This is a genomic window from Stenotrophomonas sp. HMWF023, from assembly GCF_003060985.1.
Taxonomy (GTDB): domain Bacteria; phylum Pseudomonadota; class Gammaproteobacteria; order Xanthomonadales; family Xanthomonadaceae; genus Stenotrophomonas; species Stenotrophomonas lactitubi.
The window spans coordinates 9,250-10,805 of the sequence record NZ_QAIJ01000122.1 but is presented as its reverse complement, the minus strand read 5'-3'; the positions used below and the strand labels follow the sequence as shown (position 1 = coordinate 10,805).

Below are 1,556 nucleotides of genomic sequence, written 5' to 3'. Positions count from 1 at the left end.
CCCCACCCGCAGCCCCCGGTCCAGCCGGAGGGCCACCACCGGTAGAACGGACCCCGATGAAGATTCCCTTTGCAGCCGTGCTCGCACTCAGTCTTCTTGTCCCGGCTGTCGCCTTTGCCAAGTCGACCGACCGCAATGAAGCGATGAACATTGATTCCGGCGCGCAGTCCGGCACCCTCACCGGTGACGGCAAGACCGTGCTGTCGGGCGGCGTGATCATCACCCAGGGCACGCTGGACCTGCGTTCGTCCGAGGCCGAGATCTACCTCAAGGGCGGCGAAGCCGTGCGTGCGGTGTTCACCGGCAAGCAGGCCAAGATGAAGCAGCAGCTCGACGATGGCAGCTGGATGGATGCGGTGGCCGACCGGATCGACTACGACATCACCACCGAGATCATCACCCTGACCGGCAACTACAAGGTCACCAGCGCGCGCGGCACCAATGCCGGCCAGCGCATGGTCTACAACACCCGCAGCGGTGAGATGAACTCCGGCGGCGATGGCAGCCGCGTGCGCACCGTGATTCCGCCGAAGAACAAGACGCCTGCGGCCGCCCCGGCTGCGGGAGGCAAGAAGTAATGCTCGTCGCAACTGGCCTGCGCAAACGCTACAAGCAGCGCGAAGTCGTCAAGGACTTCGGGCTGACCCTGGACGCCGGCGAAGTGGTCGGCCTGCTGGGTCCCAACGGTGCCGGCAAGACCACCTGCTTCTACATGATCGTCGGCCTGGTCGGTGCCGATGCCGGCAGCATCGTGCTGGACGGCAAGGACATCACCGGCGACCCGATGTACACCCGCGCCAAGCAGGGTGTGGGTTACCTGCCGCAGGAACCGTCGGTGTTCCGCAAGCTGACCGTGGCCGACAACCTGCGCCTGGTGCTGGAACTGCGCGAGGACCTGGATTCGGCTGGCCGCGAGCGCGAACTGAACAGCCTGCTCGACGAACTGCAGCTGGGGCACGTGTCCGAACAGCTTGGTGCCAGCCTGTCCGGTGGTGAGCGCCGTCGTTGCGAGATCGCGCGTGCACTGGCCGCCAAGCCGCGGCTGATCCTGCTCGACGAACCCTTCGCTGGTGTGGACCCGATCTCGGTCGGTGAAATCCAGCGCATCGTCACCCATCTCAAGCAACGCGGCATCGGTGTGCTGATCACCGACCACAACGTGCGCGAGACCTTGGGAATCTGCGACCGCGCGTATATCCTCGCAGAGGGCACCGTACTGGCTCAGGGCTCGCCCGAGGCGATCCTGGACAACGCCGACGTACGCCGCGTCTACCTTGGGGATTCCTTCAAGCTGTAACCGCGGCCGCCGGGCCCTCTCCCTTCCGTTCGGCACAGGCATGAAGACTCGGCTGCAGACATCGTTGGGACAGCAGCTGGTGCTTACGCCCCAGCTGCAGCAGGCGATCAAGCTGCTGCAGATGTCCACGACCGAGCTGGAGCTGGAAATCGCCCAGGCGGTGGAGAGCAATCCACTGCTGGACTGGTCCGACAGCAGCGACGAAGGCGCCGGTGTCGACAAGGACGCCAGCAGCGACGAGGCGGGCGGCGACAATGAC

Annotated in this window: 2 protein-coding genes and 1 pseudogene; all 3 read left to right on the top strand. The window is 65.4% G+C overall.

Annotated elements, in window-relative coordinates:
* Nucleotides 1–56 precede the first annotated feature (56 nt).
* On the top strand, nucleotides 57–578 hold the full coding sequence (gene lptA, locus DBR20_RS06430; protein WP_108265598.1) for a lipopolysaccharide transport periplasmic protein LptA: 522 nt from the start codon (nucleotides 57–59) through the stop codon (nucleotides 576–578).
* Nucleotides 578–1,297, top strand: a complete 720-nt coding sequence (gene lptB, locus DBR20_RS06425; RefSeq protein ID WP_025874019.1) for an LPS export ABC transporter ATP-binding protein — start codon at nucleotides 578–580, stop codon at nucleotides 1,295–1,297. The genes lptA and lptB overlap by 1 nt, the downstream gene beginning before the upstream one ends.
* A gap of 40 nt (nucleotides 1,298–1,337) precedes the next feature.
* Nucleotides 1,338–1,556: pseudogene (locus DBR20_RS22735) on the top strand (RNA polymerase factor sigma-54); the annotation flags it as partial.